Raw genomic sequence first — 25714 nt, forward strand, 5'->3', positions numbered from 1 at the left:
AAGTTAATGAAGAGTTCACTTCATTAAAAACGATAATCCATTGTCATTTTCGGTATCGTTAATGTTGTGTGAGGCTCTGATTCTAGAGTCCTAATACTTGACTCAGCAGGGCAACTTCCATTTTCTAAACGATAAATAGCAGCATTCAGCAATGGATCTCCTTTTTCACCAGAAACTCCCCAATCTGCATGGATAGAGTGGTCGCTATATTTACACGAAGGTGCAAAACCTGTATTCGCATAATTTTCTTCATTGTTCGCATTGACGATACGAGAGTTAATCGCATAAACAACACTGCTACACATAAATTGAGGGATCATTCCAAATGGCTTACCACAGCTTTTGGAACCAACCGTGATGACTTCAATATCAGATGGGTATGCTCTTAACGCATTAATAACGAGTTCACTCGCAGAACATGTGCTGCTTGATGTAAGAACAACCAGTTTTTTCACTGTATCAAGTGTCGTGTGTGTGGTCCCAAACTTTCCATCCGTTGGGTAATTTATATCTTCAAAAACTGATGTTACTTCTTTATTATAAGTAGAAGAAAATGAAGGTTTACCCTTAAGTTGCCCAGCAATCTGTGATATCAGTTGGTTTGCAATTGCAACGGAGCCTCCGCCATTATATCTCAGGTCCAGAACAAGACTCTCAATTTCTTGTCCCCTGAATATCGCAAATGCAGACTCTAGTTCAGATTCTGACACAGACTCAAAAGCATTAAAAACAAGATAGCCGGTTTTTTCCCCGGATTCGTTTACTTCAAGCAACTGAGTTTTAAAAACAGTCTTTATTTCGTAATCCGTTCGAGCTAGATTGCCAACTTTTTCTGAGTCACTGACATCCTTCCATTGAATATTCATATGATTCAGTTTATTGACCCATCCTCTGATGAAGTATGCTTTTAGTGAATCTTGGTATCCTTTCACTTTTTTTAGCTCACCCACAATCTGGCTAATTGTTTTTCCTTGAATGTGGGTGATCTTATCACCTCGAACTAACTTTCCATCTGCTGGTGAACCAGGGAATATCTGACGAACTAACAATTCATCGCCAGTATTAGACATTTGGAAATCAATACCATAGCCACCTTTAAGACCATCGATGTCAGACTTTTTAAACGTTGAATAATCCACTAAAGCACTAAAGTTATCCTTATCTTTTGCGAGCGCTGTTTTACTATTTTTATATGCAATGATTGATGCAAGTGCATCAGACATTGACTTATTTGCATATGAGTTATCTAACTCTTCTGGAAGGTCTTGATTCCAATAATAGCTTTTCTTTAAGTATGCGAGCAGTGTCTTGTTTTTCTCCATTTGTGTAGAACAACTCGGCGTCACATCAAGCTGGTTTCTTAAAAACTTCAATCCATCCGGTACATCAGAATCATCTACAACAACACCATTATTATCCAAGCCTGTTTTACCCGAATTATTTTTATTGGCTTGATCATCCATTGTAGAACCACCCTTACATCCCACTAAACCAAGGGCCAATAAAACAGCTAAAGATACTACACGCATTCAGTCACTCCCAAAAAAGACATCCTAATAAAAAATCACCAGGCATCTTATCAGAAAGCGAATAACAATCAACCAATGTATGTATTTATTGTTAAAAAAACCTCTTTTAAACAGAGATGTTTGGACGGTAGCTTTAAAATGGATTAACAACTTTACCCATAAAGTTCCGTTATCGCTAATAAGATTAATTGAGTTGCCTTGTGATTCGATGCATTGGATGCCCATATGGATAAAATTCGATGGATGTATCTTGTGCTGCTTCTTCAAAACGTCTGAAGTGTCTTGGGGACGTAGAGCAATCATTTGTTTCTAAGTAATTAATGCCTTCTTTGAGCAGCGGATCATTCAAACTGCCCCAATCTGATGTGATCTGATCCGTCACCTTACAAGAGGGCGTTAATCCTTTAAAGAGAAATTCTTCTCCATTATCGTCGTTATTGTTCAAAATAAAGTTAATTGCAAATACAGTTGCACCGCAAAATTGCACGACCTGTTGTCCCACTGGCTTACCACATGTCGAATCGCCGATTAAGGTGGTATTCAGCTCGCCAGGGTAAGCTGAAAGCGCATTCAACACAAGCTCACTGGAAGAGCATGTTGACTTTGTCGATAGGATCACAAGGTCATCAATATTCAAAGTAGCATACTGACCAAGATCGAATTTTGCTTCTTTGTTTTCTTTCGCGCGTAAGTCATTGAATTGCTGTTTATAGAAAATATTGCCTGCTAAGCCAATTCCACCAATACTGGCACTCATCTTGTTGGCTACATCTACAAATCCACCAGAGTTGTATCTCAAATCCAGGATCATTTTTTTGATATTTTTGTCAGCAAATTCTTGAAACACAGGTTTGAGGGATGCATCGGATAAGCCATTAAATGAATTGAAAACCAAATACCCTACATCGCCGACCGTCGAATCAATCACTTGATGATGTAAGACTGGTGTATCCTTCACAGTCGCTGTTTCAAATGTTGCTTCCTTGGTCTCATTTGATGGTGTTCGCCACTTCAATTTGACTGATAATCCTAACTTGCCACTATTTTTAATTTTCGCCCAAGTATTTGTCCCTGATTTGACTTGTGCAAATAGTGTTGCGATCGGAACACCATCAATTTCTGTGATTGTCACGCCGCGTTGTAAACCACCTTTCTCTGCTGGAGAACCGGGAACAACATATCGGACCCGAAATGTATCATTACGCCTGTCTTCGCTATACCCATACCCAAAAAAAGTTTCTCCAAGCAGATTGCCAGAACTGAGTTTCTCTTCTCGTATAAAACTAAATTTATCTTCCGACCATAATAGGGATTTAAATGCGGTTCCCATGGTTGAATGTGCACTGGCATCAAAATTGGAGGGAATTCTCGTATTCCACAAATACTTTTCCTGCATATGCCGTTGTAGGATCTCATTCGCTTCGAGAATTGAGCCACAATTACCAGGAGGTGTTTCCGAGCTGCCAGAAGTGCCACCTGAGGTCGCAACATTATTATTATCAGACCCACAAGCGGCCAGAAAGCTCAATAAAACAAGAATATAAAGATGACGCACGAGATCGTCCTTTTCTGATTTGACTGACTATCAGAATGACCGTCTCTGAAAAAAAATTCAACTATTCATCAATGAAAAGCAGAGGGGATAAATGGGGTAGGACAACTGTGCCACACAAAGCGGCACAGTCTAGATCACAGATTAATCCTGAAAAGGATTGACCAAAATCATGGTCTCATTGCGATCAGGACCCGTTGAAATAATATCAACAGGGACTTCTGTCAGTTCTTCGATGCGCTTGATATAGTCACGCGCTGCCTGAGGCAATGCATCAACATCAGTTACGCCAAACGTGTTCTCAGTCCAACCAGGCATTTCTTCATATACAGGCTGAATGACTTCATAGCCTTCTGCTGCCATTGGTGGTACTTCAAGGATCTCGCCATCTTGTGTTTGATAACCAACACAGATTTTAAGCGTCTCCAAACCATCAAGAACATCCAGTTTTGTCATGCAGAATCCAGTGATACTGTTGATTTGAATTGCACGGCGCATCGCCACAGCATCAAACCAACCTGTACGACGCTTACGTCCCGTCGTTGCACCAAACTCATGCCCTTTCACACCTAGGTGCTGACCGACTTCACAGTCGAGTTCTGTCGGGAATGGACCTGAACCAACACGCGTTGTGTAGGCTTTCACAATACCAAGCACGTAATCTAAGTGACATGGGCCAAAACCACAGCCCGTTGCAACACCACCTGCGGTTGTGTTCGATGAGGTCACATAAGGATAAGTACCATGATCGATATCTAATAAAGTGCCCTGGGCGCCTTCAAATAAGATACGCTCACCCGCACGGCGTGCTTGATCAAGCGTATGCGTCACATCAGCGACCATCTTCTTGAAGATAGGTGCGTAGCTTAGTGCTTCTTCGAGTGTTTTATCAAAATCAACTGGCTCAGCTTTGTAGTACTGAGTCAATGCAAAATTATGATAATCCAAGATCTCTTTGAGTTTTTCCGCAAAAAGTTCTGGGTTAAATAAGTCACCAACACGAAGGCCACGACGTGCAACTTTGTCTTCATACGCTGGACCGATCCCACGACCAGTTGTGCCAATTGCTTTATCGCCACGAGCTTGCTCACGAGCAGCATCCAATGCGACATGATATGGCAGGATCAATGGACAGGCTTCGCTAATGATGAGCTTTTCTTGGACCGCGACCCCGCGAGACTCAAGCATGGTGATCTCTTTCATCAACGCATCTGGTGCGACGACAACACCGTTGCCAATCACACAAGTGACATCTTCACGAAGAATACCTGAAGGGATCAAATGCAGGACTGTTTTCTCACCATCGATGACAAGGGTGTGACCTGCGTTGTGACCGCCCTGATAGCGGACGACATATTTGGCTTTGTCTGTTAATAGATCGACAACTTTACCTTTTCCCTCGTCACCCCACTGCGTGCCGAGGACAACAACATTCTTACTCATGGTTGTTACACTGTCAGTAAATTAGGCGGGGATTCTAACAGAAGATCCTATTCAGGATCATCTGTTTTATTGCATAAATTTAATGCGTGTCATCAAAAAGACGCCAACTTCCTTATTCTGCATGAAATTTATTTTCTCAACCTCACGTCAATTGCCGTGATGAAAAATCACCGTCTAATTTCTTCACTCCGATTAATCAAACGAACAGTTTTAAATATAGAAGCAGAATGAGTAAATAGGTCCTATTGTTCTTTCATTAATGTCGCTGCTGAAAAAGGTGGATTTACGAAAGTTCAACAGACCTTAGGATCTCGGATCTGTATTCATCTGCTTCTTTCTCATGATCTACACTGACAAAAACAGTAACAGGCCCGCTCCCAAAAAAAGCATGGCTCTTCCCATATTTTGCAACTGGGCTGTCTCTAACTCAGCGATCATCTGGATCAATCCGCGCCATTGTTCAGGGAAGAATGCCGGCCCCAGCCCTTCAAGGATTAAAAGGAGTGCAATTGCACCAAGGACAATCTGTATCATGGGTAAGCTCATTTTCATAAAAAAGGCTCCAAACGGAGCCTTTCTGATTCATGATTAATTTCAAAAAACAAAACGTGAAAAAGCGATTATTGCTTTCCTCTTGCGTCTTTCATATAACGGAAGAAATCGCTATCTGGCTCAATCACCATCACATCGCTCTTCGTATTAAAGCTCTTCTTATACGCATCTAAACTGCGGACAAAGCTATAAAACTCTGGGCTCTTTGAAAATGCATCTGCGTATGTTTTGGCTGCAATCGCATCGCCTTCACCACGAAGCGTCAATGAGTCTTTCTGAGCTTGTGCCAGCATCAGCGTGATTTTCTTATCTACACCAGCCTTGATGACCTCCGCTTTTTCGCGGCCTTGTGAGCGGTGTTCTTTTGCAACAACTTCACGCTCTGTTCTCATTCGCTTATAAATAGAGTTACTCACTTCTTCTGGAAGGTTAATTTGCTTCACTCGCACATCGACAATTTCGATACCAAGATCGCCAGAACCCTTCTGAGCCTGCTCCATTGCTTCTTCCATCAGTTCGCTCCGTTCACCAGAGACAATTTCACGGATTGTTCTTGTACCAAACTCCGTCCGTAGTCCGTTGTTCACCTTTTGCTTAAGTAGGCTTTCCGCATTGCCTTTTTGAGCACGTGTTGAAAGATAATATTGCGCAAAGTCGCTCACACGCCACTTCACATAACTATCAACGATTAAGTCTTTTTTCTCTGAAGTAACAAAACGACCAGCCTCGTCATCCAACGTTTGTAATCGAGCATCGATTTTCTCAACACGGTTGATAAATGGAATTTTAAAATGCAACCCAGGCTCAAAGATTTGTGGCTTTTCTGTCGCACCGACACGGAGTACTTTACCAAACTGGATCACAATCCCTCTTTCACCTTCTTTCACAACAAAGATCGAAGATAAGAAAGTTAGTAATACTGCAAATAGGAGGATGAGTGTTTTCATATTCATTTAATTATCTCCCGTCACGATAAGAACTACCACGGCCATAACTCGTCGTCGGCTTCGTATTCACCCCTGAAGTTGGTGCATACTGTGGCTGCATTGTGTGGGAATCATGTCTTAACATCTGAGAATTTGAAGTCGCATTACCGCGCTGAATAATTTTATCCAACGGCAAATACATCATGTTACCACCGTTTTTGGTATCAACCAGCACCTTTGAGGAATTCGACATCACCGATTCCATCGTTTCCAGATATAAGCGCTGGCGCGTCACTTCCGGTGCTGCGGTGTATTCAGGTAGCAGCTTGCTAAAGCGTGCCACTTCACCCTGAGCCTCCAGGATCACACGGCCTTTATACGCTTCTGCTTCTTCAAGAATACGTTTGACACGTCCACGTGCTTTTGGTTCTTTCTCGCGCTGATATGCTTCTGCTTCACGAATAAAGCGCTCTTCATCTTCCTGGGCCGCAATCGCATCATCGAATGCATCTTTGACTGGCTCTGGAGGACGTGCGTCTTTAAAGTTCACATCAAGAATTTGTAAACCAAGTTGATAAGGCTCGATAATACTTTCAAGTTCTTTCCAGGTTTTTTGGCGAATATCTTCACGGCCGGTCGTCAAGATTTGATCCATCGTCGAGTGACCAATCACATAACGCAGGGCACTATCAATCGCCTCGCGAAGGGAATTATCTGCATCCGTCACATTAAACTTATAGGCTTTCGCATCAAGGACTTTATATTGGACTTCCATCGCAACATGAACGACATTCTCGTCCTGTGTCAACATATCGCCTTTCGCCATTTTATCAAGAACAGATTCTGTATCGATCGAAATGACTGTGTCGATAAAAGTAGGCTTCCAGTGAAGGCCCGCGTCGACAAGGGTATTGAATTCTCCAAATCTTAATACAACGCCTTTCTCACGTTCTTTAATCGTGTAAAAACCGCTAATACCCCAGCTGATTAAGCCAATAATTAGAAGTAGCGTCAGGCCGACACCACTAAATGAAGTGTTTCTTTTGTTTCCGCCACCGAAAACACCACCAAATTTATCACCCAGCCCCTTAAAAATTTCATCGAGGTCTGGTGGTCCCTGGTCTTTATCGTTTCTTTGTTTCCAAGGATCGTTATTCTTGCCGTTTTGATTTCCCGGCTCATTCCAAGCCATAGTTAACTCCACTCAACGGAAAATGAATGATTTTCAAAAGCTTATTATTAACGCTATGTTTCACACAGACATGAATCTTCGTTCATGCGATGAAACATTGACCCCAAAATAACAGGCTTATGACTGTGAAATAAAAGTCTCGATTTCCGGCCCGTTTTTCTTGACAAGTTTCTGCCACTCCCGCGACTGTAAACGAACATCCAAGAGCCAGGAGCCATCTTCCTCAAAACTTTCTTTATGAATGCAATTTAACTGATACAGAGCTCCCACAACATGCCCGAATCTGGGCGGGATTTTCAAATGGTAGTTGACCATCTGATGCCCCAGTAATTCAGAAATTGCTTCCAAGAGTAATGAACACCCTGCGCCCGTTTTCGCAGATAGCCATACTCTTATCGGAATCCCATATTCATTACGATCAATATGAGGTTCATATTCTTCAACCGCATCAACCTTATTAAAAACTTGCAGTTGAGGCAATTCATTCGCTTCAATTTCTTCTAAAACAAGCTCCACTTGCTCAACATTTTCTTTGCATTGCTCATCGGAAGCGTCGATAACATGCAATTGTAAATCTGCTTCTTTTGCTTCTTGAAGCGTCGCTTTAAACGCTGCGACAAGATCATGCGGCAAGTGACGGATAAAGCCAACCGTATCTGCTAAAATGGCAGTGCCTATATCCTGTAACTCAACTTTTCTCAGCGTTGGATCCAATGTTGCAAATAGCTGATCCGCAGCGTAAATTTCAGAGTGGGTAAGTTGGTTAAATAAGGTGGACTTTCCCGCATTGGTATAGCCCACCAAAGAAATCGTCGGAATTTCCGCGCGATCTCTAGCACGACGGCTTTGCTCCCGTTGCCGTTGAACTTTTTCCAGACGTTTTGTGATGGATTTGATCCGGCCACGTAAAAGTCGCCTGTCTGTTTCTAACTGGGTTTCACCCGGGCCTCGTAAACCAATCCCACCTTTTTGCCTTTCGAGGTGAGTCCACCCTCGAACAAGGCGAGTTGAAAGGTGTCGCAATTGCGCTAGTTCAACTTGCAACTTCCCTTCATGGGTTCGGGCCCGCTGAGCAAATATATCAAGAATCAACCCTGTTCTGTCTATCACGCGACATTTACAGAGTGTTTCTATATTCCTTTCCTGCGAGGGAGATAAAGCATGATTGAAGATAATAATATCCGCCTCATAATGCCGAACAACCTCTGCAAGCTCATCAGCCTTACCCCGCCCAACAAAATATTTGCTGTCAGGTGAAGACCGTGAAGCAGTCAGCACAAAAAGTTCTGTTGCACCAGCAGAAGATACGAGCATTTTTAGCTCATCTAAATCTTCCCTATCGTTTTCATCCGGGAAATCAACATGCACAAGAATTGCACGTTCCCCAGCTTCATACCGCTCAAACAACGAAACGTCCCCTGTTACATACCGCCAGATTGACCTTCTTGGTCGTAAGAACCACCGTTACCAGAACCTTGCTGATGATGTGACACTGCGCGAGAAGGAACAACAGTTGAAATCGCATGCTTATATACCATTTGACTCACTGTGTTCTTTAATAAGATCACAAACTGATCAAAAGACTCAATCTGCCCCTGAAGTTTGATTCCGTTTACTAAATAAATTGAAACGGGAATACGCTCACGACGAAGCGCGTTTAAAAATGGATCTTGTAATGATTGGCCTTTTGCCATCTCCGGATTCCTTGTTGTTATATTTTCAATTAAACCAGTTAATTGAATCTTCTATTGTCTAAAAAAACTACCTTGCCTTTTAGCTTAGCGAAGATAGAATGCGTTTCAAGTTTTCACTGTTTCCTGTCTCAAGACGTTGCAGTTCGGGCCATCCACGCAACCAGGTCATCTGCCTTTTTGCAAGCTGGCGCGTTGCCACAACTCCTCGATAGACCATTTCTTCATAGTCAAGTTCACCCTGAAGATAGTCCCACATTTGCCGATAGCCGACACAACGTATTGAGGGTAAGTCTGCATGTAAATCACCCCGTTGAAGTAATTGTTGAACTTCAGCTTCAAAGCCTTGTTCCAACATGCAGTGAAAACGTTGTTCAATTCTTTCATGGAGTTCTGACTTTTCTTTTGGAGCAATCGAAAACTGCAAGAATGAATAAGGTAATGGCGCGGCTTTTTGAGCTGTCAATTCGGTCATGCTCTGACCTGTAATTCGAAAGACTTCAAGCGCACGATTGATCCGCTGTGGATCATTTGGGTGAATCCGCTGTGCTGAAAAGGGATCCACACGTTTTAATTCATCATGCAAAGCAGACCATCCCTTTTCCTTCGCTTCTGCTTCTAATACAGCACGTATTGCCGAGTCTGCGGAAGGAAGCGGGGATATTCCATCGACCAAAGATTTGAAGTACAACATTGTACCACCAACCAATAACGGAATTTTACCCCGTTTATGAAAATCGTCGATTAAATTCAGCGCATCTTTGCGAAAATCTGCCGCAGAATATGCTTCTGCAGGGTCAATAATATCAATCAAGTGATGTTGCGCTGCAGATTGCTCTTCTGGCGTTGGTTTTGCAGTACCGATATCCATACCGCGATAGACCAATGCCGAATCCACACTAATGATCTCCGTATCCAACGCTTGTGCAAGTTCAATCGCCAGCGCTGTTTTCCCTGAAGCGGTCGGTCCCATCAGGCAAATTACAGGAAGTGCTTGACTCAAGCGATCACCTCTTCAGCAAATGTTGACTGAATCAATGTTTTCATATCTACCTTACGGCCACATTGTTGATAGGCCTGTTTAAAATCTTCTGGTACGAGTGTCTGTAGCCAGTGTTCAAGTTGCGTTTTCTTGAGCTGGCGATGTTTTAGCATCCAGAAACCAATCCAATCCACCAGTGATGTTTGGTCGGTCTCCTGCATTGCCCACGCCAGCAATCCAGCACCAAAGTCTGATAAATCCCCACCGGAAATACAAGCAGGAACCCGTTTCAACAAGATATGGGACTGCCCGGTTTCAATTTCAATACCTAGTTGACGGAATAGGGTTTGACTTGTATCGAGTGATTCAATCTCGATGTCAGTCATTGCTATTTTTACAGGTAGTAATAAAGGACGAGATTTAACTACCTTATCATCTCTAGTTGCCTCTTGTCTGAACTTTTGCTGAAGCACTCGTAATCCATCCACAAGCCATAACTCACCATCAAATGTACAAAGCAGATACCGATCTTTAAGTAACATTAAACCTTGAACATATTCCTGCTCAACCACAGCACTTGTCACCACATTTTCATTCAATGCTTCCAACGCTTGTTGATACTTTTCTGGCTGAAAATCTCGTTTGGATTGATAACCCGAGCCTGACGAATAGCCTCCGCCACTTTGATATGAAGTTGACTGAAAGCCAGTTTGGGGTTGTGAATGTGCCTTTAATTGAACTGATGGCTGAAAACCTTGTTCAATATTCGTAACACCTGGTGTTTCATCTACCATCGCTTCTTGATTGAATTGCAAGTGGCCAGACATTTGCTCCAGCACGCTTTGTACCGTTTGCACAATTAAATCATGGATCAACCTTGCTTCATGAAATCGAACTTCGTGTTTTGCAGGATGTACATTCACATCCACATCACTTGGAGGCAAATTCACAAATAGAACAAAATTCGGTTGGATCCCAGCAGAAAGGTATCCATCAAAACCCTGACGGATGGCATGGGCGATCACTTTATCACGCATCATTCGGCCATTCACATAGGCATACTGAATATCACCAGTATTACCACAGTAATCCGGCGCAAGAAGCCAGCCCGATAATTCAATACCATGATATTCCTTTGAAAACCTGATTGCATGCTGTGCAAAAGTAGAACCACAAATACTGGACAAACGCTTTTGAATTTGCGTTTCATCAATCCCCTGACGAAGTTGATGAATTGTTTTGCCGTTATGGGTCAGGACAATTGAAACATCATGACGAGCTAGTGCAATGCGCTTAATCAATTCATCAATATGCTGGAATTCGGTTTTCTCGGACTTCAGAAATTTCCGTCTTGCTGGCGTATTAAAAAATAAATCGCTGACTTCAATGGTTGTGCCAACTGGGTGAGCTGATGGCTTCACAATCACATCCATATCTCGACCTTCTGCATAGGCCTGCCATGCTTCAGACTGTTCGGCTGTTTTGGATGTGAGTGCCAACCTGGAAACAGAGCTAATACTCGCTAATGCCTCCCCTCGAAAACCAAGGCTCAAAATCTTTTCCAAGTCGTCTAGACAACTCAGCTTGCTGGTCGCATGCCTGCTCAGGGCTAAAGTGAGTTCATTTTTAGCAATACCAAAACCGTTGTCTCGAACACGAATGAGCTTAATGCCCCCTTTTTCGATATCAATCTGAATCCGAGTCGCACCTGCATCAAGGCTGTTTTCAACAAGCTCTTTGACAACTGATGCTGGCCGCTCAACGACTTCGCCCGCAGCAATCTGGTTGGCGAGTCTGGCTGGTAACACTTGTATAGGCATGGTGATCCAATCTTTGTTGTTCTTGTTATATGACGGAGTTATGAATGCGGGATATCCAGAACCTGGCCGATGTACAGTAAATCAGATTTCAGGTTATTTGCATGCTTAATCTTGCCAACAGAAACGTTATAACGTTGTGCTAATTTCGATAAAGACTCACCAGAGCGAACTTTATGCTGACGTAATTTCAGCTTGGTTAAAAGTGTACCCGCCGGCGGCGACTTGATAAAATAACGCTGAATCGATTGATTAATGGCCCCCGCCAAACGATATTGGTATTTTCTTGATGCAAGGTTTTTGGCTTCTCTTGGATTTGACATAAACCCTATTTCCACCAAAATCGAAGGAATATCCGGTGACTTCAATACAGCAAGGCTTGCAGCTTGTGGCTTACGGTTATGCAGCCTTGTCACTCCTTTGAGAGACTTTAAGACTTCATCCGCAACTTCATAACTAGTCGTAATCGAGTGATCCATCGACATATCCAACAAAGTGCGCGCAAGGTATTTTTCATTTTGTGTGTCTTTAATGACTTCTGCGGCACCACCGAGCAGTTCCGAGTGCTTTTCTCGTTGCTCAATCCACTTACCAATCTCAGAGTTCGCACGGCGAAGGGATAGCACCCAGACAGCAGCCCCACGAGGTTGAGGTGATGTGAACGCATCCGCATGAATAGATACAAAAAGGTCCGCTTTGCGTTTTCTCGCAATATCTGTCCGCCGATTCAAGTTCACATAATAATCACCTGTTCGGACCATGAAGGCTTCAAAGCCTTTTTGTTGATTGAGTAATGCTGTTAGACGTTTCGCAACGGAAAGCGTCACTCTTTTTTCATAAACACCATTATGACCAATAGAACCAGGGTCTTCACCACCATGTCCTGCATCAATGGCAATGATAACATTTCGCTCGGTATCCATACCTCGCGTGATCACTTCCTCAGGCGCTTCTTTCATGAAGTCAACGACTAGACGATCGCCGTACGGCGCAGTCGGTGCGAGCGCAAATACAATCGGTTGTACAACTTCTTTCAGATCGAAAACAACGCGCGTTGAGCCTTTGTATTTTGGTTTACTATACCGCACGCGTTTGATGAGATCGCTTGAGTTCTTTAATTTTTCCAGGGCAGTTTTATCCACCGTTGATTTAAAATCAACAACAAAACGCTCAGGATTTTTTAAGGAAAAATAACTGAACTTCGGGGTTTCCTTCATATCGAAAACAACCCGTGTTCGCTCTGGAGACGGCCACATCCGCACAGACTTGATTGCATTTGCAGCCCAAGCCGAAGAAATAAAGTTAAGCGTCAATAGCCCTATTATTGTTAGCCAACCACGTCCACTCATAAGATCAATTCAATTTTTTTATGACTTCCAAACCACGCGCTGTTTTTGCCTCAATATCAGCAACGCGTTTTTCCCCTTGATAATTCATCGTCACCATGAGATCGGGTTGCGGGATCAAATCCCCCCCTTTATCCGGCCACTCCAGCAGACACAGATTACCTGGCTCGAAATAATCCCGGATCCCCATAAATTCTAGTTCATCTGGGTCAGCAAGACGATATAAATCAAAATGATAGATTTGAAGTCCTTGAATGTCATAAGGTTCGACCAGTGTATATGTTGGGCTTTTGACAGCCCCCACGTGACCTAACCCTTGGATAAACCCACGAGATAATGTTGTTTTACCTGCACCCAAGTCACCATACAGAAAAATGACAATTCCTGACTGACATGCCGAGGAGAGTTGCTTTCCAAGGGCAACGGTTGCCGTTTCATTTTCAAGATACTTCTCAAATTTCATCTTGCCGATTCCGGATTGACTAACTGTCTTAAATAAGGAAATAAATCTGACGCGATCATACCGCGCTGTCCCTGGCTAGACGCCAAATCAGCCGCAGCTCCGTGCAAATATACACCAAGTGCTGCTGCATCTTCCAGTGGCATTCCTTGACCAACAAATGCACCAATAATCCCTGAAAGAACATCCCCCATCCCGGCTGTTGCCATACCTGGATTTCCACTGTGATTGACCAGACATTGGCTTTCACTTGCAATGATTGAACCCGCACCTTTAAGCACAGTCACCGCTTGGTGCTGTTGCTGTAGTTGCTTCGCAGCAGAAAATCGATCGGATTCAACATCCTGGGTGGATTTTTTCAGCAATCGAGCCGCTTCACCTGGGTGTGGCGTGATCACGGTATTTCGTAATTTTACGGGCTCTGGTGCAAAAGCGATCAAGTTTAACGCATCTGCGTCCATGACGCGATACTTATCGAGATCTAATATCTGCCTTAAAATAGAAATTGCCCAGTTATCTTGGCCCAGCCCTGGTCCAACAACGATCACATCCGCTGCTTCAAGTAATGCGGTTGCTTCTTCTCCATCTTCAATCCCTTGTACCATCAACTCTGGTCGGCTACTCACGACAGCCGCAATATTATCTGGATGAGTAAGAACAGAAACCAAACCAGCCCCACATCGAAGTGCAGACTCTGCTGCTAAACGGATAGCGCCAGGCATCCCTTTATTTCCACCGACCAGAACAACTTTCCCACACATCCCTTTGTGATAAAACTTTGCTCTAGGTTTGAGTTGTTGGATCAATTGCTCTGCATTCGAGAACTGTGCAGAAGATTCGACTTGTTTTTCAAAGGTTTTGTTCAATCCAAGTCCTGCAAAATAGATCTGTCCAGAATAATGTGGACCAAAACCGGTGACCAAACCTCGCTTCAACGCAATAAATGTGACCGTCATATCCGCTTCCACTGCATCCGGCATCGGCTGCCCACAATTGGCATTCAACCCCGATGGTACATCAACTGAGATGATCATTCGGCCACTCGTATTCATCCGTTCAATACATTGCAAATGTTCTTCTCGAAGATCCCCTGTCAGCCCAGTACCAAGCAATGCATCAATAATCATGGCATCAGAGTCCCATTTTTGTGGGAATTGTTGGCTTTCTTTCCCCCCTGCAACCAGCCATGCATCTCGAGCTTGCTTTGCTTCACCTTTTATTTTTTCTACATCGCCCGTTTGGATCACCTCGACCATCCGTCCAGCTGAATCCAAGCAACGTGCGACAACATACCCATCCCCACCATTATTCCCAGTGCCACAAATTACATAAAATAATGTGTTTTCATGAGCATGCATTAATGCACAGTCCACAACTGCCTGCCCAGCAAGCACCATAAGTGGATACATTTGGATATCAACCAAGGCCGCAACATCCGCTTCGTTTTCTCGAATTTGTTCTGCTCGATACAGCTTCCGTGGTAAATTAGTTGTAATTGTTTTCATGTAGGTCCTGATCCGATGCCGTCTTCAGACATTAATTATCACCAATTAGCCCAAGACATCAAACAGTGGGGTCATTCTCTGGGGTTCCAGCAGGTAGGCATTGCGGATATTGACTTGACGAAGCATGAGGCACAACTACAAAAGTGGCTGGATAAAGGGTATCACGGCAACATGGATTACATGGCTGCTCATGGTATGAAGCGTGCCCGCCCAAACGAACTTGTCCCTGGGACTGTCCGTGTGATTAGTGTTCGAATGGATTATCTTCCTCCAGATGCGGGATTTGCCCAAAACCTTAAAGATAAAAGCAAGGGTTACATCAGCCGTTATGCACTTGGTCGCGACTATCATAAAATGCTGCGTAACCGTTTAAAAAAACTCGCGCAGAAAATAGAATCCCAAGTTGGAGCACTCGGCTATCGACCATTTGTGGATTCAGCACCTGTTTTGGAGAGACAACTTGCAGACAAAGCTGGGCTTGGGTGGACAGGAAAACACTCTTTGTTGATCCACCCTAACGCCGGTTCCTGGTTCTTTTTGGGTGAATTATTTATTGATCTCCCACTCCCAGTTGATCAACCCATCGAAGAAAAGTGCGGCGCTTGTGTGGCTTGCCTAAAAATATGCCCCACGCAAGCAATTGTGGAACCTTACGTTGTCGATGCAAGGCGCTGTATCAGTTATTTGACGATTGAGCTCAAAGAGGCAATTCCTGAGTCGCTCAGACCCCTTATCGGAAACAGAATTTATGGTTGCGATGATTGTCAGCTGATTTGCCCTTGGAACCGCTATGCCCAGATCACCGATGAAAATGACTTTCATCCAAGACAACATTTATCACAACAAGATCTACTCACCTTATTTGCCTGGAATGAAGAAGCGTTTCTTCAACGTACGGAAGGATCACCTATCCGAAGAATTGGCCATGAGCGTTGGCTTAGAAATATCGCGACAGCGCTTGGAAATGCACCTTATGATGAAGCAATCATCAATGCACTCGTCCAATCGTCTGGACAGTACTCATCGATGGTCCAAGAACACATATCTTGGGCGCTGAAGCAACAGCAGGATAAAAAACAATTGGCTACTTTACCTGATCGCAAAAACCAACGTCTTGTCCGAACCATCGAAAAGGGGTTACCTCGCGATGCTTAACCTTGACTGGCGTTACGTGAGTTTACTCAGCAACTCTTCAATATGGTAAAAGGCAGCTTTCACATCCAATAACATGTCTTCCTTTCCTAACGCTTGCTGGATGGTCTCATCCAATGTTTTGACGATATAAAGCTCCTGATCTTCATCCAGTCCCATGCCCGGAATATGCTGATCAAAGTCGCGCTGTAATTTACTAAACACTTCTACGTTCTGTGCATGAGATTGGTTGATCATCATGACCAGATCTTCAAATCTATCTTTGATTTTATGAACGGTGTCTTCCAGAAGTTCCTGTTTTCTATCTAGGCGAGCACTTGTATCTAATGAAATTAATGTTTGCTCAGTGACACCGACCAAAAAACAAACATGATCTCTCAGTCGTCCAACTTTCACCGGATCATTCATCGGTAAATTCAACATTAAGAGACTGACATTTGTGTAATTGATTAACAACCTGGGTGCAAACTCATAGATACGACCTTTGTGGCGCATCATTGAAAGTAATTCCACAACGATCGGTGAGCAGGCTCCGTCCAGTGAATAATTCGTTTCTTCACCATGAATACGAAATTGGATATTGGATTTGATCCCGAATGAATTGAGGGTTTGCATCAATGCCTGTGCTAATTGCTCCGGGCTTTCGATTTCATGGCAGTGCTCAACAAACTGAATTACCACCCCCATTTCACTGGAGTTTGCCATTGCATTGAATGCAGTTTCTGTCGCTGTTGTTACTTGCTCTTCTAGGGATAAGCGCTTGTCGATCATATTGAACAGGCCATTTAACTTCGCTTTTAATTCCTCCTTCGCAAATGGCTTAACAATATAATCATCAGCACCAGCTTCGTAACCTTGTATCCTTTCATCTAAATTGCCTCTGGCGGATACAAACATGACGGGAATATCACTCGTCTTTGGGTTGTCTTTGAGTTTTCGACAGACCTCATAGCCATCCATTTCCGGCATACTCACGTCCAATAAAATGACCTCTGGCGTATTCAGCTCAAGATGCTTCAAACAGGCTTCACCACTATCTACGCACTGTAGCTCATATTGATCAGATAAGATCTCTCCCATGATCTCGAGGTTGAATGGTTCATCATCCACAGCAAGTACACGATTCTTTTCCATAATATCCTCTGTAAGAAAACCCTTTTTCGGTACACACTATCTTAGTCTATTCTCTTTCAACCTGCTTCTTGGACCTGTACCTCTTTTTTGGGGAGTACAAAGGTGAATGTCGCGCCTTTATGCTCGTTATTGGTTGCAAAGATTTTTCCGTGGTGCAGCTGAATCAACTCCTTACAAATGGATAGACCCAACCCAGTCCCACCAGCCCCTTGATTGGTCTTACTGCTTTGCACAAATTTATCAAAAACCTGGTCCAGCTCTTTCTCAGGAATCCCCACACCTTCATCAATCACACGGATACACAATGAATCACGATCTCGACCGTAGCACCGAATATAACTGTCTTGAATTTCGATTTTGATAATTCCGTGATTCGGAGAAAACTTAATCGCATTCCCAATCAGGTTTCTTAGAATGAGCTGAATATGCTCCTGATCACACCAGACTTTATCGTCCGATGCTTTTTGAGTCAGAATGAGCTGGATTTCTTTTTCTTTCGCCAATGCCATAAATTCTGATTCTGTCTGACGGATCACTTCTGTCAAAGGATAATAGCCTGGGTAGAATGGAAACTTCCCAGCTTCCAACTTGGATAAGTCCAATAAGTTATTCAGAAGAACAAGCAATCGATTACCACTTGTCGTGATCCGGGAAAGGTATCGCTGCATATTTTCCCGATCTAATTCAGGATCCGTCGTACTATCATGAGCAAATCGAGCAAAGCTCAAAATGGAATGCATGGGTGTGCGTAGCTCATGGGACATATTGGCGAGAAATTCCGATTTACTTCGGTTCGCTTGTTCCGCCGCTTCTTTTGCATGTTCCAATGCTTGTGTTCTCTGCTGTACCTTCTCTTCAAGAGAAAAGTTTTGTTCAGTCAACAACTGCTCTCTGTACTTGATTTCTGAAATATCCCGCACTATCCCAGCAAAGTAATAGCGCCCGTGATAATCGACCCGATTACAAGATAAAGACATCACCGTTTCCACCCCAGAAGTGTGCAGCGTTTGTATTTCACAACTAAACTGTTGCTCTCCTTTGAGTTGACGGATTTGTTGTAGCAATGTCTTGAATGAACAACGAGATAACAATTTTCGGATTGAACAAAAAACAAGGGATTCTCTCGATAAACCAAAAATGTATTCGCAAGAAACATTCGCCTCCGTAATACACCCTTTATCATCAACGAGGACGATTCCATCTGGCGTATTATCGAAGATCACGCGAAGCAGGATATCTTTTTCAACCAGTGTATCGACCGTTGTTTGTAATCGCTCAACCAATGCTTGATTTTGCTGCTTCAACATTTCTGTTTGCCAAAGCCGATGAATTGATTGCAACAGCACATTTTGATCAATTGGCTTTTTCAACACATCAGACACACCAAGCCGGATGGTTTCAATGAGAGAATCATGACTCTCACGGCTGGTCAGTAAAATACACTGACAATCTGGATACTGAGTTTTTACGAGACGAAAAGCTTCCAAGCCATCGAGTTCTTTCATATGAAAGTCACAAATGAAAATATCATCAGGAGATTGATGCCGAAGTGTTTCTTCCAAGCTGGCCAAATCATGGATAGAAGTGACTTGGATCCCAACATCAATTAAACATTGCTCTATGGGTGCCAATCGTTCCTGCACATCATCCATAAGGAGTATTTTTGGTAAGAGGAAGGCCTCAATTTCCTCAGGCAAAACAATGAGGTTCTGGATCACATCCAAAATCTCCTTATTGCTCAGTGATGGATAGATCACACTCGAGTCAGGAAATACACCAGATAAATTCGTGATATGGGCCTGGGATGATTGTTCTGGTAGCAACAAAATGATCTGATACTGCTGACTGGCCTGTCGGAGTTCTTCTGCAAGTGCTGGGTTGATCATATGATCCACCGCAACAAGCTGATAAGGTGTCAGAGAGGGGACTTTTTCCATCTGGCGATGGTTCATCAGGGTCACTTGAAAGCCCTGTAATTCGAGTAAATGTTTTAGACGCATCGCGAGTAAAGATGCGTTATCCAAAATCAGGACTTGAACATCCATTGCGCTATTCTCTTATGCCTAACCTTTTAGAGAATAGCTTAGCAGGTTGGCTTATTTATATTGTGTCTGGCATTTATCACAAAAAACCGTATTTCTTTGTCCAATCGTCTTTCCTTGTAAGTTGGTTCCGCACTGATAGCATGGCTCTCCTTTACGGCCATAGGCATTCAATTCCTGTGCAAAATACCCTGGATTGCCATCTGCTTTTGTAAAGTCTTTGAGCGTTGTGCCCCCTTGCTGGATTGCAAAAGCGAGTGTTTCTTTAATCTTGTGTACCAATACCACTAATTTTTCTTGGGGGACTTGCGCAACGATTGATTCTGGATGAATGTTTGCCTTAAACAGAGCCTCTGTGGCGTAAATATTACCAACACCAACTACGACTTTATTATCCATGATGAATGGCTTGATTTTCGTCTTACGGCCCTGCACTTTTTGGCATAGATAATCCGGATTGAAATCGTCAGTCAACGGCTCAGGACCTAGCTGAACAAGCAGGTCATGTATTTCGTTCTGTGCCTGCCACAAAAATGCACCGAATCGTCTGGTATCATTGAATCGGACAACTTTTCCTGTCTCCATGACTAAATCAACATGATCATGTTTTTCAATCGGTGTTGATGCATCGACAACTCGCAGCTTGCCTGACATCCCCAGATGAAGGATCCCTGTTCCTTTTTTGGTTTGAATTAATAAATATTTTGCTCGACGTTCAACCGAAATGACAGTCTGACCGATCATTTGACGAACATCGTCTGGTATCATCCATCGCAGTTGCGGTTGGCGGATCACAATATCAGTAATTTGGTGGTTTAATACATGAGGGCGAATGCCCATACAGGTTACTTCAACTTCTGGTAATTCAGGCATGATTTATTCTTTTAAAAGTAGAGAGTCGACGTCATCAGGCATTAAGCGCAACCATCGCTCGGTTTGTGCATCGTATATATAGGTGTTCTGTGCGATTCGATAGACATACAATTGATAGCCATCTGTACGACCCGCTAACCAGGCAACCACCACTTGATCCGGATCCGAGCGATCCAAAAGTTCTGACGGTAATTCGCCTTTAACCATGACAACACCAGATATTGACTGCCAAGCCGTGGTCAGTTGATGTAGCTCTGCCTCTGAGGTGTCCTTTCGCCCAGGCTGAATGCGCCATGCTTTGCCTATGCGTTCAATGCTATATGGCGGTAATTCAAGCGTCAGGAGCATGCTCTCTTCTGGAAGTAGTTGCTGGCTTTGAGGTTCACTTTCGAAGCTAAGCATTCGATGATGGAGTCCATTAAATAAAAAAATCATGATCAACATCGAAAAAATCAGAACATTATTCCAACCTTGCCGACTCAAACGCAGCATCTTCGAGCACCTATGAAAATACGAAAGAAAAGTTAGTGGGGAGTATATCGAATTTTTGATGGGGTTTCTGTAGGACTTAAGGAAATTCTCTGGGATCAAAAAACCCGGCAGAAGCCGGGCTTTTTTTGCAGAAATCTTATTTGATTTTTGCTTCTTTGAAAATCACGTGTTTACGAACCTTAGGGTCGAACTTTTTGATTTCCATTTTTTCTGGCATCGTACGCTTGTTCTTCGTCGTTGTGTAGAAGAAACCAGTTCCAGCTGTAGATACTAAACGGATCTTATCACGCATGGTTCAGTTCCTTATACTTTCTCACCGCGAGCGCGGATTTCAACTAATACTGCATCGATACCTTTTTTATCGATGATACGCATACCTTTAGTAGAGGTACGAAGTTTTACAAAACGGTTTTCACTTTCAACCCAAAAACGGTGTGTTTTTAGGTTTGGAAGGAAACGACGCTTTGTAGCGTTGTTCGCGTGCGAACGGTTGTTACCAACTGTTGGACGCTTGCCAGTTACTTGGCATACTCTTGACATGTCATTTCTCCAAATTACTTCTGCTCGAGCAATTCTTCACCCTTTGGCCAGTTCGTGCCCCGGGAATAAGATAGAAAGGGCGCAATTTATACACGATATTCAGCCAAAAAGCAAGAAATAAAACGATGCTCATCTGCGCCTCAGGTGCGCTATTTTACTCCGTTTTCCTGATTTTTCACTTGTTTATTTCAACAAAGATAAATCTCGTTGAAATTTCGTGGAATTATTTTGATCAAGCATAGCTTATCCTACGAACAATTTATCACCTTTGCACAAGACGATTTATCGCTATCCTCCCTCAGTGAATCCACGTAGAATAGTCAGCAGATCCGATACGATGAGTAACGACTGATGGCAGGCTTACACGGTAAAAAAATCATTCTCGGTATTTCTGGCGGAATTGCCGCTTATAAATGCGCAGAACTCACCAGACGACTCAAAGAACAAGGTGCACAAGTGCGCGTTGTGATGACCAATGGCGCAAAGGCATTCATTACACCACTCACCATGCAAGCTGTCTCTGGAGAGCCTGTCAGTGATGATTTGCTCGACCCCGCAGCGGAGGCAGCCATGGGGCATATTGAGTTGGCAAAATGGGCCGACTTGATATTAATCGCACCTGCTTCTGCGGATGTCATTGCAAGAGTGGCTCACGGCTTTGCCAACGATTTGCTATCAACGCTTGTTCTGGCAACGGACGCACCTGTTGCACTCGCACCCGCCATGAATCAGCAGATGTATAAAGCACCAGCTACGCAAACAAATCTTGATCTACTCAATACGAGAGGTTTTTTGCTCTGGGGGCCGAATGCCGGTGACCAAGCTTGTGGTGATGTAGGCCCTGGCAGGATGAAAGAACCTCATGAACTACTCCATGAAATCCAACAACATTTTCAACCGAGTGCACAACCCCTGGCTGGTATTTCTGTTTGCATCACAGCAGGCCCAACACGTGAGGCGCTTGATCCTGTCCGTTACATTACTAACCATAGCTCTGGCAAGATGGGTTTTGCACTAGCCAAAGCGGCTGCGGATTTAGGTGCAAAGGTTGACTTAATTGCAGGCCCCGTTCAACTTCCAACACCAGCCAATGTGACACGTGTGAATGTTCAGAGTGCTTGTGAAATGTATAAAGCAGCCCTTGAGCAAGCACAACAGAGTGATATTTTTATCGGCTGCGCTGCGGTTGCGGATTATCGCGCCGCTGATGTTCAGTCACAAAAAATTAAAAAATCCTCTGACACACTATCGATTGAGCTTGTGAAAAACCCAGACATTATCACAGAGGTTGCCGCTTTAACCAGCAAACGTCCCTACACCATTGGGTTTGCCGCAGAAACACAAGATGTCGCACAGTATGCGAAAGATAAGCTCAAGCGCAAAAATCTTGATTTAATATGTGCAAATAATGTGGCAATTCAAGGACAAGGCTTTAACGCCGACGAAAATGCACTCACGATCTATTGGCAGGATGGCGAAGAAGATTTACCATTAGCGGCTAAATCGACCCTGGCGCAAACATTGATCGCGTTTATTTATCAGAAATACCAGCAGACAACATGAAACAAATCGAAATTAAAATTTTGGACGACAAAGTCGGCACACAAATCCCACTTCCTACTTATGCGACTGAAGGCAGTGCAGGTATGGACCTTCGCGCATGTCTTGATGAAGCAGTAAATATTGCCCCTGGAGAAACACAGCTTATCCCGACAGGTATTGCGATGTACATTCGTGATCCACAACTTTGCGCAACAATTTTACCGCGCTCAGGGCTTGGTCATAAGCATGGCATTGTCTTGGGTAATTTAGTGGGTTTGATTGATTCCGACTACCAGGGCCAATTGATGGTCTCTGTGTGGAACCGAGGAGATAAAACATTTGAGATCCAGCCGGGCGAACGTATCGCACAAATGGTGATCCTACCTGTCGTACAAGCCAGTTTTTCAGTCGTTGATGATTTTGAAATAACCGACCGTGGTGAAGGTGGGTTCGGACACTCAGGGCGCACATAATCTGCGTACAAACAGGATCACGAACATTAGCCGTAAGGAACAAACATGCCAGCAACACGCCGTAGCAACCGAAAAGAAGAAATTCTCCAGTGCCTCGCACATATGTTGGAGACCAGTCCTGGGCAGCGCATTACGACGGCGCGTCTAGCATCCGAAGTCGGTGTTTCGGAAGCAGCGCTCTATCGTCATTTTCCCAGCAAAGCCAGGATGTTTGAAGGATTGATTGAATTTATTGAGGATGCCCTTTTATCCAGAATTAATATGATCCTTCAAGAAGAAAAGCAGACGCTACCGCGTATCCAAAAGATCATGCATTTGATTTTGGCATTTGCTGAGAAAAACCCAGGGATCACACGTATTCTGACTGGAGATGCGCTGATGGGAGAACAGGAACGTCTGCGAGAGCGAATTGTACAACTATTCGAAAAACTCGAAACACAGTTAAAGCAGGTCTTACGGGAAAGAAAACTACGCGAAGGCAAAGGGTTTGAACTAGAAGAAAGTGCACTTGCCAACCTTCTATTGGCTTATATTGAAGGGCGAATCAATCAATTTGTCCGTTCAAACTTTCAAAAAAAGCCAACAGAATTATTCGACCAACACTGGGAATGCATGCATCAACAATGGCTATAAAGCCATTGTTGCATTCATCATATCGTCTAAAAATACGCAATAATTGACGCTGCCCAAACCACACCTGCAAGAACAAGAGACAACGATACTGCCTGCCGCTGACCCCATATCTTTTGCTTGACCAGACAACGGGTGTTGCTCCGTACTGACACGGTCAGTGAGCGCTTCAATCGCAGAATTCAATAATTCAACGATCAACACCACCAAGAGCGTCGTAATCAGGCCAGCCCAATGCAGTACGGATTGCGCCAATACAAAAGAAAAGGGAAAGAAGATCGCTGCAAGGAGCAATTCTTGGCGAAATGCGGCTTCTTGTTGAAAAGCCGTACTCAGTCCTTTCCAGCTGCAATATGTTGCTCGAGCAATTCGCTGTAAGCCCTTCCCATTTGGTTTAAAACTAACGCTCATATTCCTGGCATCTGTACGATTCTTAAATGGAAATTCCAAACTGATCGCGATAGGCTTTCACAGATTCAAGATGTGTTTGATGTGTGTCACTCTTCTCAAGGTAAGACACCAAGTCCGTTAAAGTAATGATAGAAACAACTTGTGTTGCAAAATCACGTTCAATCTCCTGAATTGCCGATAGCTCAGCTTGACCTTTTTCCTGACGATCCAATGCAATCAATACACCCGCTAACGTCGCATCATTATTCTGGATCAGCGTCATGGACTCGCGAATTGCTGTGCCAGCTGTGATCACATCATCCACCAGCATAATACGACCATCTAGCCCATGCCCTACTAAATGACCACCTTCACCGTGGTCTTTCTTTTCTTTACGATTAAAGCAGTATGGCACATCTTGATCATGATGATCAGCTAAAGCAACAGCAGTTGTTGTCGCAATCGGGATCCCTTTATAAGCTGGACCAAATAGAACATCATACTGGATCCCTGCATCAACCAAAGCAGATGCATAAAAACGACCCAATTTTGCAAGATCTCGCCCCGTATTAAACAAACCTGCATTGAAGAAATAAGGACTCTTACGGCCAGACTTCAAAGTAAATTCACCAAACTTAAGCACCTCTTTTTCAAGGGCGAATTCGATAAATGCTTTTTGATAATCTTTCATGATTTGCCCTTATGCGAGAACTTGTTTCTGGATATCGATGATTTCACGAATGGAATCTTGTGCCAATGACAGCATATCTTGTAGTTCTTCGTAGGAGAAAGGCTCGCCTTCAGCTGTCCCTTGAACTTCGATGAACTTGCCCGTCTCTGTCATGATCACGTTCATGTCTGTTTCTGCCTCAGAGTCTTCAACATACTCTAAATCAGAAATTGGCGTGTCGTTATAAATACCCACAGAAACCGCCGCGATCAGGTGCTTGAGTGGGTTATTATTGATAATCCCTTTTTTACGCATGTAGCTCAGGGCATCCACTAGCGCAACACATGCTCCAGTGATTGAAGCTGTACGAGTGCCCCCATCAGCCTGGATCACATCACAGTCGATCGTAATCGTGTTCTCTCCCATTGCGCTCAAGTTGACCGCTGCACGAAGTGAACGTGCGATCAGGCGTTGAATTTCCATGGTACGTCCCCCCTGTTTACCTTTCGCAGCCTCACGTTGGCAACGGGTATGGGTTGAGCGTGGCAGCATTCCGTATTCAGCCGTGATCCAGCCTTTTCCTGCTCCCTTCATAAAGCGAGGGACACCTTCTTCAACCGTTGCTGTACATAGTACTTTGGTATTCCCAAATTCAACTAAAACCGATCCTTCCGCATGAAGTGTGTAATTACGGGTGATCGTGATTGGGCGGATTTGGTTTGGCGTTCTTCCACTAGGGCGCATGAAAAGTCCTCAATGTCTCGTTAAATTCTGGGCGATA

At 43.7% G+C, this 25714-nt stretch carries 25 protein-coding genes and 1 pseudogene; 4 read left to right on the top strand and 22 right to left on the bottom strand.

What is annotated here, in order from left to right:
* Window positions 1-23 precede the first annotated feature (23 nt).
* From C505_RS0108230 to C505_RS0108290, 13 genes are all read right to left on the bottom strand, one after another.
* Window positions 24-1529, bottom strand: coding sequence for a S41 family peptidase (locus C505_RS0108230; protein WP_018692126.1), 1506 nt, complete (start codon window positions 1527-1529; stop codon window positions 24-26).
* A 184-nt stretch (window positions 1530-1713) separates the two neighbouring features.
* Window positions 1714-3084 (bottom strand): S41 family peptidase, encoded by a 1371-nt coding sequence (locus C505_RS0108235; protein WP_018692127.1) that lies wholly within the window; start codon window positions 3082-3084, stop codon window positions 1714-1716.
* 141 nt (window positions 3085-3225) lie between these two features.
* The gene (locus C505_RS0108240) at window positions 3226-4524 is read right to left on the bottom strand and encodes an adenylosuccinate synthase (RefSeq protein WP_018692128.1); all 1299 of its coding nucleotides are present in this window, start codon (window positions 4522-4524) and stop codon (window positions 3226-3228) included.
* A gap of 345 nt (window positions 4525-4869) precedes the next feature.
* Window positions 4870-5076, bottom strand: a complete 207-nt coding sequence (locus C505_RS0108245) for a DUF2065 family protein (RefSeq protein ID WP_018692129.1) — start codon at window positions 5074-5076, stop codon at window positions 4870-4872.
* A gap of 68 nt (window positions 5077-5144) precedes the next feature.
* Window positions 5145-6023 (bottom strand): protease modulator HflC, encoded by an 879-nt coding sequence (gene hflC, locus C505_RS0108250; protein ID WP_026317830.1) that lies wholly within the window; start codon window positions 6021-6023, stop codon window positions 5145-5147.
* Window positions 6024-6033: 10 nt separating this feature from the next.
* Window positions 6034-7194, bottom strand: coding sequence for an FtsH protease activity modulator HflK (gene hflK, locus C505_RS0108255; RefSeq protein WP_018692131.1), 1161 nt, complete (start codon window positions 7192-7194; stop codon window positions 6034-6036).
* A gap of 117 nt (window positions 7195-7311) precedes the next feature.
* Entirely contained in the window at window positions 7312-8601 is a 1290-nt protein-coding gene (gene hflX / locus C505_RS0108260) for a ribosome rescue GTPase HflX (RefSeq protein ID WP_018692132.1), read from the bottom strand.
* Window positions 8602-8615: 14 nt separating this feature from the next.
* The gene (gene hfq / locus C505_RS0108265) at window positions 8616-8888 is read right to left on the bottom strand and encodes an RNA chaperone Hfq (RefSeq protein WP_018692133.1); all 273 of its coding nucleotides are present in this window, start codon (window positions 8886-8888) and stop codon (window positions 8616-8618) included.
* A gap of 79 nt (window positions 8889-8967) precedes the next feature.
* On the bottom strand, window positions 8968-9858 hold the full coding sequence (gene miaA / locus C505_RS0108270) for a tRNA (adenosine(37)-N6)-dimethylallyltransferase MiaA (protein ID WP_040439634.1): 891 nt from the start codon (window positions 9856-9858) through the stop codon (window positions 8968-8970).
* A gap of 26 nt (window positions 9859-9884) precedes the next feature.
* A complete protein-coding gene (gene mutL, locus C505_RS23570) occupies window positions 9885-11687 on the bottom strand; it encodes a DNA mismatch repair endonuclease MutL (RefSeq protein ID WP_018692135.1) in 1803 nt (600 codons plus the stop codon).
* Between the two features lie 38 nt (window positions 11688-11725).
* Entirely contained in the window at window positions 11726-13033 is a 1308-nt protein-coding gene (locus C505_RS0108280; RefSeq protein WP_018692136.1) for an N-acetylmuramoyl-L-alanine amidase, read from the bottom strand.
* Window positions 13034-13037: 4 nt separating this feature from the next.
* Window positions 13038-13493, bottom strand: coding sequence for a tRNA (adenosine(37)-N6)-threonylcarbamoyltransferase complex ATPase subunit type 1 TsaE (gene tsaE / locus C505_RS0108285; protein ID WP_018692137.1), 456 nt, complete (start codon window positions 13491-13493; stop codon window positions 13038-13040).
* Complete coding sequence (locus C505_RS0108290; protein ID WP_018692138.1) at window positions 13490-14995, bottom strand: bifunctional ADP-dependent NAD(P)H-hydrate dehydratase/NAD(P)H-hydrate epimerase; 1506 nt, start codon at window positions 14993-14995, stop codon at window positions 13490-13492. Before C505_RS0108290 ends, tsaE begins: the two co-directional genes overlap by 4 nt.
* A gap of 15 nt (window positions 14996-15010) precedes the next feature.
* On the opposite strand from C505_RS0108290, the gene queG reads away from it, so the two are divergent.
* Window positions 15011-16150: a tRNA epoxyqueuosine(34) reductase QueG gene (queG, locus tag C505_RS0108295; RefSeq protein ID WP_018692139.1), complete on the top strand. Its 1140-nt coding sequence runs from the start codon at window positions 15011-15013 to the stop codon at window positions 16148-16150.
* A 12-nt stretch (window positions 16151-16162) separates the two neighbouring features.
* On the opposite strand, the gene C505_RS0108300 is transcribed toward queG, so the two are convergent.
* From C505_RS0108300 to rpmB, 6 genes are all read right to left on the bottom strand, one after another.
* Window positions 16163-17281: a response regulator gene (locus C505_RS0108300; RefSeq protein WP_018692140.1), complete on the bottom strand. Its 1119-nt coding sequence runs from the start codon at window positions 17279-17281 to the stop codon at window positions 16163-16165.
* A 56-nt stretch (window positions 17282-17337) separates the two neighbouring features.
* A complete protein-coding gene (locus C505_RS0108305) occupies window positions 17338-19326 on the bottom strand; it encodes a hybrid sensor histidine kinase/response regulator (protein ID WP_018692141.1) in 1989 nt (662 codons plus the stop codon).
* A 51-nt stretch (window positions 19327-19377) separates the two neighbouring features.
* Entirely contained in the window at window positions 19378-20196 is an 819-nt protein-coding gene (mutM, locus tag C505_RS0108310; RefSeq protein WP_018692142.1) for a bifunctional DNA-formamidopyrimidine glycosylase/DNA-(apurinic or apyrimidinic site) lyase, read from the bottom strand.
* Between the two features lie 3 nt (window positions 20197-20199).
* The gene (locus C505_RS23575; RefSeq protein WP_018692143.1) at window positions 20200-20688 is read right to left on the bottom strand and encodes a hypothetical protein; all 489 of its coding nucleotides are present in this window, start codon (window positions 20686-20688) and stop codon (window positions 20200-20202) included.
* Window positions 20689-20824: 136 nt separating this feature from the next.
* Entirely contained in the window at window positions 20825-20980 is a 156-nt protein-coding gene (rpmG, locus tag C505_RS0108320; protein WP_018692144.1) for a 50S ribosomal protein L33, read from the bottom strand.
* 11 nt (window positions 20981-20991) lie between these two features.
* The gene (rpmB, locus tag C505_RS0108325; protein WP_018692145.1) at window positions 20992-21228 is read right to left on the bottom strand and encodes a 50S ribosomal protein L28; all 237 of its coding nucleotides are present in this window, start codon (window positions 21226-21228) and stop codon (window positions 20992-20994) included.
* Between the two features lie 351 nt (window positions 21229-21579).
* On the opposite strand from rpmB, the gene coaBC reads away from it, so the two are divergent.
* From coaBC to slmA, 3 genes are read left to right on the top strand one after another with little or no spacing between them, the layout of a single operon-like run.
* Window positions 21580-22791 (top strand): bifunctional phosphopantothenoylcysteine decarboxylase/phosphopantothenate--cysteine ligase CoaBC, encoded by a 1212-nt coding sequence (coaBC, locus tag C505_RS0108330; RefSeq protein WP_018692146.1) that lies wholly within the window; start codon window positions 21580-21582, stop codon window positions 22789-22791.
* Complete coding sequence (gene dut / locus C505_RS0108335; protein ID WP_018692147.1) at window positions 22788-23243, top strand: dUTP diphosphatase; 456 nt, start codon at window positions 22788-22790, stop codon at window positions 23241-23243. Before coaBC ends, dut begins: the two co-directional genes overlap by 4 nt.
* 45 nt (window positions 23244-23288) lie before the next feature.
* Window positions 23289-23876: a nucleoid occlusion factor SlmA gene (gene slmA, locus C505_RS0108340; RefSeq protein ID WP_018692148.1), complete on the top strand. Its 588-nt coding sequence runs from the start codon at window positions 23289-23291 to the stop codon at window positions 23874-23876.
* Between the two features lie 26 nt (window positions 23877-23902).
* Here slmA and C505_RS21825 read toward each other — a convergent pair.
* From C505_RS21825 to rph, 3 genes and pseudogenes are all read right to left on the bottom strand, one after another.
* Window positions 23903-24284: pseudogene (locus C505_RS21825) on the bottom strand (diacylglycerol kinase).
* Between the two features lie 22 nt (window positions 24285-24306).
* Complete coding sequence (gene pyrE, locus C505_RS0108350; protein ID WP_018692149.1) at window positions 24307-24954, bottom strand: orotate phosphoribosyltransferase; 648 nt, start codon at window positions 24952-24954, stop codon at window positions 24307-24309.
* 9 nt (window positions 24955-24963) lie between these two features.
* Window positions 24964-25677, bottom strand: a complete 714-nt coding sequence (rph, locus tag C505_RS0108355; protein WP_018692150.1) for a ribonuclease PH — start codon at window positions 25675-25677, stop codon at window positions 24964-24966.
* Window positions 25678-25714: the final 37 nt, after the last annotated feature.

It is taken from the genome of Algicola sagamiensis DSM 14643, from assembly GCF_000374485.1.
Classification (GTDB): domain Bacteria; phylum Pseudomonadota; class Gammaproteobacteria; order Enterobacterales; family Alteromonadaceae; genus Algicola; species Algicola sagamiensis.